At 67.0% G+C, this 7177-nt stretch carries 7 protein-coding genes and 1 pseudogene; 3 read left to right on the top strand and 5 right to left on the bottom strand.

Translation table 11 applies throughout. From position 1 onward, the window contains the following. Positions 1–1077: ABC transporter substrate-binding protein (locus tag JOY90_RS36520; protein ID WP_291695940.1), on the bottom strand; the 1077-nt coding region annotated here is incomplete at its 3' end. Positions 1078–1128: 51 nt separating this feature from the next. Further along, entirely contained in the window at positions 1129–2064 is a 936-nt protein-coding gene (locus JOY90_RS36525; RefSeq protein WP_291695946.1) for a sigma factor-like helix-turn-helix DNA-binding protein, read from the bottom strand. 55 nt (positions 2065–2119) lie between these two features. Here JOY90_RS36525 and JOY90_RS36530 point away from each other — a divergent pair, with 55 nt between their 5' ends. From JOY90_RS36530 to atzF, 3 genes are all read left to right on the top strand, one after another. Further along, complete coding sequence (locus JOY90_RS36530) at positions 2120–2356, top strand: hypothetical protein (protein ID WP_291695941.1); 237 nt, start codon at positions 2120–2122, stop codon at positions 2354–2356. 113 nt (positions 2357–2469) lie between these two features. Then, positions 2470–3744, top strand: coding sequence for an NAD(P)/FAD-dependent oxidoreductase (locus JOY90_RS36535; protein ID WP_291695942.1), 1275 nt, complete (start codon positions 2470–2472; stop codon positions 3742–3744). Positions 3745–3964: 220 nt separating this feature from the next. Beyond that, positions 3965–5755, top strand: coding sequence for an allophanate hydrolase (gene atzF / locus JOY90_RS36540; RefSeq protein WP_291695943.1), 1791 nt, complete (start codon positions 3965–3967; stop codon positions 5753–5755). Between the two features lie 69 nt (positions 5756–5824). Here atzF and JOY90_RS36545 read toward each other — a convergent pair whose 3' ends face one another. The 3 genes and pseudogenes from JOY90_RS36545 to JOY90_RS36555 all read right to left on the bottom strand — a co-directional run. Continuing rightward, on the bottom strand, positions 5825–6562 hold the full coding sequence (locus JOY90_RS36545; RefSeq protein ID WP_291695944.1) for a GntR family transcriptional regulator: 738 nt from the start codon (positions 6560–6562) through the stop codon (positions 5825–5827). Further along, positions 6559–6972, bottom strand: a complete 414-nt coding sequence (gene hpxZ / locus JOY90_RS36550) for an oxalurate catabolism protein HpxZ (RefSeq protein WP_291695945.1) — start codon at positions 6970–6972, stop codon at positions 6559–6561. Before hpxZ ends, JOY90_RS36545 begins: the two co-directional genes overlap by 4 nt. 3 nt (positions 6973–6975) lie before the next feature. Beyond that, positions 6976–7177: pseudogene (locus tag JOY90_RS36555) on the bottom strand (AtzE family amidohydrolase); the annotation flags it as partial.

The raw sequence follows: 7177 nt of genomic DNA on the forward strand, positions 1-7177 counted from the left end.
GAAATTCTGGATCGGAACGTGGTTGTTACCGTATTTGAAGGCGCCGCGCAGCGACTTGAAGTTCGCCTTCTCCATCTCGGCCTTCATCGCGTCCTTCTTGGAGGTATCGCCGTTCACCGCGACCGCCGCGCTGTTGATGAGCTGCGCGGCGTCATAGGCCTGCGCGCCGTAATAGGTCGGGCGCAGGTTGGGATATTTCTTGCGGTAGTCCTCGACGAACTTCCTGTTCTGCTCGTTCGGCAGGTCGTTGACCCATTCCTGCGCGCCGGGCACGCCGATCGCGTTGTCCTTCTGCAAGGGCAGCGACAATTCGTCGATGGTGAAGGCGGTATAGAGCGGCATCTTCTCCTTGATGCCGGCCTGTGCATATTGATTGAGGAACTGCACGCCGGCGGCGCCCGGATAGAACACGAAGATCGATTCGGCCTTGGAGTTGCGCGCCTTGGTGAGCTCGGCGGAGAAGTCGAGCTGGCTCGGCCATACCGTGTATTCCTCGCCGACCACCTCGCCCTTGAAGGTGCTCTTGACGCCGGCCAGCATGTCCTTGCCGGCCGCGTAGTTCGGCCCGATCAGGAAGACGCTCTTGACGCCCTTCTGGTTCATGTAGAGGCCCATGGCCTGCGGCGTCTGGTCGTTCTGCCAGGAGGTTGAGAACACGTAGGGCGAGCACAATTCGCCAGCGAGCTGCGACGGGCCGGCATTGGCGGAGATCAGGAAGGTCTGCGAATCGACCGCCGTCTTCAGCGACGCGAGCAGCACGTTGGACCAGATGTAGCCCGCGATGAAATCCACCTTGTCGGACTGCACCAGCTTCTCGGTCTTCTGCTTGCCGATGTCGGGCTTCTGCTGGTCGTCCTCGTAGATCACCTCGACCGGCTTGCCGGCCATCTTGCGGCCGAGATGATCGAGCGCGAGCTCGAACGAATTGCGCATGTCGTTGCCGATCACCGCCGTCGGCCCGCTGAAGGTCGAGACGAAGCCGATCTTGATGGTATCGCCGGCCAGAGCAGAGCCCGAACATGCCAGGCCGGACAGCGAAAGCGTCATGGCGCCCGCGAGCCAATATGTCGTCTTCATAGGTGTTCCCCCTCCTCGTTACCTCAAACACGCCAGCCGGACGATCGCCAGTTATGGGGCTGTTTTGTGCGCGAAATCGCCGACTGCCAGCAAGCACCAAGCCGGTTTTGGGCCATAGAACCTTCGGCTCAACCCGGCCGGATGCGCGTCGGCCTGCACCATAATTCGTAAGTTTCGATAAAAGCAAGAAATATAGTGCCGATTCCCGAGACTACGTTCGTCGGACCCCGTCGGGGGAAACCGGTCGGATTTGGTACTCGGCACCGTCGACCACGTAAGCGGCGTGGCGGAAATCGCGGATGGTCGCGACCTTGCCGGCCTCCCAGTCCACCAGCATGAAATATTTCGGGCCGGCGTCCGGCTCGTCCGGGTCGAACACCAGGATCGCCGGGCGGCCTTCCAGCAGAGCCGGCACCAGATGCCAGTCTGGGACCTTGTCGTAGTTGCCGAAATAGCGGGAAACTCCGCCTTGCCGTTCAGCCGCGTCTTGTTGACGAGTTCGAGCTTGACGTCATCGGCGATCATGGCGCGGATGGCGTCGAAGTCGCGGGCGTTGAACGAGGCGACATAGGCGGAAAGACGCTCGCGATCGGCGTGCGAGAGCTGCGGGCGCGGCGCATCATCCGCTTCTTCCGCCCATTCGCGCAGCCGCGTGCGGCCGCGGTTGAGCGCCGCCTTCACCGCCGGCAGGCTGTAATCCACGACCTCGCAGACCTCCTGCAGCGAGCAGCCGAGGACATCGGCCAGGATCACGCATGCGCGCTGGGCGAGGGGGAGGCGCATGAAGGTGCGAAGCGAGGTCGCGGCGATCTGCCGCCTCAAAATCTCATCAATCGGATCGGCCATCGTCTCCACCTCCTCCGCCGATCGGAGCGCCTCCTGCCGGCTGCGGCGGCGCAGGAAATCGAGTGCGGTGTTGTGCACGATCCGGAACAGCCAACCTTCCGTATTCTGAATCGCGCCGGCGGCGGGACGCGCCTCCACCACCTTGATCAAGGCGGCCGCGCAAAAGGGCGTTCTGAGCTCAGTCGCGGTCACGGAGATGGGCAAGGCCTCTGGCGTCTTCAATATGAGCCGCTTTCTCGGCGGCATGTTCGGCGTCGCGCTGCTGGTTGCCGTGTTCTCCTCCCACGGCGCGGCTGACACGCCGGAGCATTTTTCCTGCGGCTTCACCGCCGCGGTGATGGTCGCCGGCGCGCTCTCGCTTCTCGCGGCACTCGCCGGCGCCTTTCTACCGGCGCGCCGGCCTGTCGCGCGGCTCGAGCCGCAGCAAGCCTGATCCACGATAGGCATAGGCTATCGGGTGATAGTCGGGTTCCGTCTATCGCCCTCGTGCATTAGCGACTACATAACCTGCATCAGGAACGATCAGATCGAGTGCAGCAAGGGCCCATGAGCGTATCGCCGGCCAAGCCCCATCGCGTGGTGATCGTCGGCGCCGGATTCGGCGGGCTGGAGACGACCTATCGCCTCGCCGGCGCGCCGGTCGAGATCACGTTGGTCGACCGCCGCAACCATCATCTGTTCCAGCCCTTGCTCTATCAGGTCGCGACCGCCTCGCTCGCGACCTCGGAGATCGCCTGGCCGATTCGCTATCTCCTGCGCGACCGCCGCGAGGTCACGACGCTGTTCGCCACCGTGACTGGGGTCGATGCCGCCGCCCATCGCGTGCTGCTCGAGGATGGAAGCAGTCTGCCCTATGACACGCTGGTGCTCGCCACCGGGGCACGCCACGCCTATTTCGGCCATGACGAATGGGAGCCGTTCGCGCCCGGGCTAAAGACGCTGGAGGACGCCACCACGCTGCGGCGCCGCATCCTGGTGGCGTTCGAGCGCGCCGAGCGCGAATGCGATCCGACGCGGCGCGCAGCACGCATGACCTTCGTCATCATCGGCGGCGGCCCGACCGGCGTCGAGCTCGCCGGCACCATCGTCGAGCTGGCACGCTCCACGCTGCCGCGCGACTTCCGCCGCATCGACACCAGCAAGGCGCGCGTGGTGCTGATCGAGGCCGGCCCGCGGCTGCTCGCGGGCTTCGCCGAAGAACTCTCCGCCTATGCGCAGCGCTCGCTGGAAAAGATCGGCGTCGAGGTGATGCTCGGCCAGCCCGTGACCGACTGCAACCGCGAGGGCGTGGTCTATGGCGGCAACCGGCTCGACGCCAAGACCATCATCTGGGCTGCCGGCGTGCGCGCCTCGCCCGCTGCCGAATGGCTGGGCGCACCCGCCGACCGCGCCGGACGCTTGCAGGTCGATCCGGACCTGACCGTGCCTGGCCATCCCGACATTTTCGCCATCGGCGATACTGTTACGATTGCCGCCTGGCACGGGCAGCCGGTGCCCGGCATCGCCCCTGCCGCCAAGCAGCAGGGACGCCATGTCGCCGCGACCATCAAGACACGTCTCGAGGGCGGCAAGGGCGGCCCGTTTCGCTACAAGCATGCCGGCAGCCTGGCGCAGATCGGCAAGCGGCTCGCGGTGATCGACTTCGGCAGGATCAGGCTGCGCGGCACGATCGCCTGGTGGATCTGGGGCATCGCCCACATCTACTTCCTGATCGGTCTGCGCCACAGGCTCAGCGTCGCGCTCTCCTGGCTCTGGATCTACGCGCGCGACCAGCGGCCGGCGCGCCTGATCACGCAGGGCAGCAGCAAGGTCGCGCGCTGACGCGCCGGCTTCCGCCTCGCCCAAAAAGTGGGCATCCGCGAGCCGCAAGACGGACGGAGACCGCCGCCCGGCCGTTTTTTCTGAGCTAACCGATTGATTCTGATCCTTCATTTCGCGCAGACCGCCCGGGCAAGCATGTACACAATGGCACACCACTTGCTTCGACCGCGGCAGGATCGGACCCGAAAATACCGGACGCGTTGGAAGCGGGGTGCCCTGAGTGACCGAAACCGTCGCTGCGATCGTCGCCGCGCATCGCGAAGGCCGATTATCGCCTGAGCAGACCGTCGCGCGCAGCTTTCAGCGCATCCGCGCGCACGACGATCCCGCGGTCTTCATCAGCCTGCGCGACGAAGCCGATGCGCTGGCGGAAGCCCGGCGCCTGATGACGAAGGATGCGGCTGCCTTGCCGCTCTACGGCGTGCCGGTCGCGGCGAAGGACAATATCGACGTCGTCGGCCTGCCGACCACCGCCGCGTGCCCGGCATTCTCCTATGCGCCCGCCCGCGACGCGACCGCGGTGGCAAGACTGCGCGCGGCCGGCGCCATCGTGATCGGCAAGACCAATCTCGACCAGTTCGCGACCGGCCTGGTCGGCGTGCGCTCGCCCTACGGCATCCCGAAAAATCCGCTGCGCGGTGATCTCGTGCCCGGCGGCTCCAGCTCGGGCTCGGCCGTTGCGGTGTCGGCCGGCCTCGTGCCGCTCGCGCTCGGCACCGACACCGCGGGCTCCGGCCGCGTGCCGGCCTTGCTCAACAACATCGTCGGCCTGAAGCCGAGCCTCGGCATGATCTCGACCGCCGGCGTCGTGCCGGCCTGCCGCACGCTCGACTGCGTGTCGATCTTCGCACTCACCGTCGATGACGCGGCGACCGCGCTCGCCGCGCTCGCCGGCCCCGACGAAGCCGACCCGTTCTCGCGCGATCGGTCGTTTGGAGGGGTCACTCCTTTCCCGCCAAAACTTCGGCTCGGCGTCCCACGCGACGGGCAATTGATCTTCTTCGGCGACAAGCTGTTCGAGAAGGCCTATGGCGAGGCGCTGGTGCGCTGGACCCGGCTCGGTGCCACGCTGGTCGAGTTCGACATCGAACCGTTCTATGAGACGGCGCGCCTGCTCTATGAGGGACCGTGGGTCACCGAGCGCTATCTCGTGATCCGCGACCTGCTGGCGTCCGCGCCCGAGGCGATCCATCCCGTGACGCGCGAAATTGCCGCGGCGGGGGCGCGTCTGACGGCGGCGGAGACGTTCGCGGCGCTGTACCGGCTGCAAGGCTTGCGCAAGGCCACCGAGCGGGCGTTCGCCGCGATGGACGCGATCGTGCTGCCGACCGCGCCGACGCTGTACTCCGCGGCGCAGGTGCTGGCCAATCCGATCGAGCTGAACAGCCGGCTCGGCACCTACACCAATTTCGTCAACCTGCTCGATCTCTGCGGCCTGGCGCTGCCGTCTGCGCTCGGCACCGACAACCGGCCGTTCGGCATCACGCTGCTCGCCCCCGCGGGCCGCGACGCCCTGCTCGCCGGCATCGGCCGCGTCTTCCATGCCGACACGGCGCTGCCCCTGGGTGCCAAGGGTCTTGCGCAGCCGCCGCTTTCGCCGCTGCCGCCGCGCGCCGGCACCGATGACATCGAGATTGCCGTGGTCGGCGCGCATCTCTCTGGCATGGCGCTGAATGGTGAACTGCAGGTGCTTGGCGGCCGTCTGCTCGAAAGCACGATGACCACGCCGGACTACAGACTCTATGCACTTCACGGCTCGCCGCCGCGGCCGGGCATGCTGCGCGTCGAGGCGGGCGCGGGCGCCGCGATCGAGCTCGAGCTCTGGGCGCTGTCGGCGCTGGCGTTCGGTAAATTCGTCGCAGCGGTGCCGCCGCCATTGTCAATCGGCACCGTCAGGCTCGCCGGCGGCCGCGCGGTGAAAGGCTTCATCGTCGAGGCCGCTTCCGTCCAGGCCGCGCGCGACATCTCCGCCTATGGCGGCTGGCGCGCGTTCATGGCGGAGAGCGGATAGCCCGCGGGAACGCCCCCTACGCAGGCCTGCGCCATGCGGCTTCGTTTGTCTTGTCGTCGTGCGGCGACTTCACACCGACACCGCGTAGATCTCGTACTCGTCGCGCACGAGCTCGATGTGGGCGCGCATCGCGGCCGCGGCGCCAACCTTGTCGCCGCGCATGATCCCGACCACGACGCGGTCGTGTTCGGCATGCGATTTCGCGAGCCTCCCGAGGTTGCGGAACTGGGCGCGGCGGAACGGCTGCACCCGCACCCGCGTCGCCAGCGTCATCTCGGCGATGTAGGCGTTCTGCGAACCCTCGTAGATCGTATTGTGGAAACGTTCATTGACCTCATGGAAGCGGTCGGGATTGCCGGCATGGCTCAGCACGCGCAGCTCCTCATGCACCATTTCCAGCCGATGGCGCTCGAGCCGCGACATCCGCTCCGCCGCGAGGCCCGCACACAGCGCCTCCAGCTCCGCCATCGCCTCGAACATCCCGGTCAACCGCTCGACGGAAGGGCGCGCGACCACCGCGCCGCGATGGGCGCGGGCCTCGACCAGACCGCTGGCAACGAGCTGGCGCAACGCCTCGCGGACCGGCGTGCGCGAGACGCTGAAGCGCCGCGCGATCTCGGTCTCGTCGAGCGGCGCGCCCGGCGCCAGCACGCCGCGCACGATCTCGTCGGCAAGCTGCAACCGCAGCTCCTCGGCACGCGTGATCTTCACCGGGGGCGGTGCGCCACGATCGGTCAGCGGCACGACGGGTCCGCTTCGGCCGTCGGGGCGCCGTATTGCCTTGGGTGGAAGATCGTCGAGACTCATGCCTTGGTCTCTCGCGCGGTCGCGTTCGCGGGCTCATCGATGACGCTGACATGCGCGGCGACGATCCTCCATCCGTCGGGAAAGCGCACCCAGGTCTGCATCTGGCGCCCGACTTTCCCAGGCGCCGAATCCCGATAGAACAGCGTGGAGGCGACGGCGGCATCGCGGCCATAGGTCGTGATGACGGTGCGCTGTGTCCGCCGCATCAGGCCGGCCGGCGAGCGCGCCGCGCGGAACGACGCAATTTCGGCATGACCGTAAAGGTTCTCGGCAATGCCATAGCGAAGGGTGCGCCCATCCTTCCGAAACAGCTCGTCGAGCACGGCGACGTCGTTGGTCACCAGCGCCCGCTCGTAGCGCTCGAATTGCGCGGTGACCTCGGCGAGCACGTCGGGAAGATCGATCTCCATCGCTCACAGGCCTCTCGGCGGCGGCGCGGCGGCGACGCCCATCTTCTCCAGCGCGAACGCCACGCGCAGCGCGATGTCCTCGCGCCAGGGGGCTGCGATGATCTGCACGCCGATCGGGATCGGCTGCAGCGGAATGGGAACGGCCACGACGGGAAGCCCGATGAAGGAGATCGGCTGGGTATGGATACCGATATTGGCGCGCACG

This window comes from Bradyrhizobium sp. (assembly GCF_019242285.1).
Classification (GTDB): domain Bacteria; phylum Pseudomonadota; class Alphaproteobacteria; order Rhizobiales; family Xanthobacteraceae; genus Bradyrhizobium.

Coding starts and splice junctions, on each gene's coding strand:
- hpxZ (WP_291695945.1), bottom strand. CDS start 6,972: ATGGAGATCGATCTTCCCGACGTGCTCGCCGAGGTCACCGCGCAATTC.
- JOY90_RS36530 (WP_291695941.1), top strand. CDS start 2,120: ATGGGCAAGGCCTCTGGCGTCTTCAATATGAGCCGCTTTCTCGGCGGC.
- JOY90_RS36535 (WP_291695942.1), top strand. CDS start 2,470: ATGAGCGTATCGCCGGCCAAGCCCCATCGCGTGGTGATCGTCGGCGCC.
- JOY90_RS36545 (WP_291695944.1), bottom strand. CDS start 6,562: ATGAGTCTCGACGATCTTCCACCCAAGGCAATACGGCGCCCCGACGGC.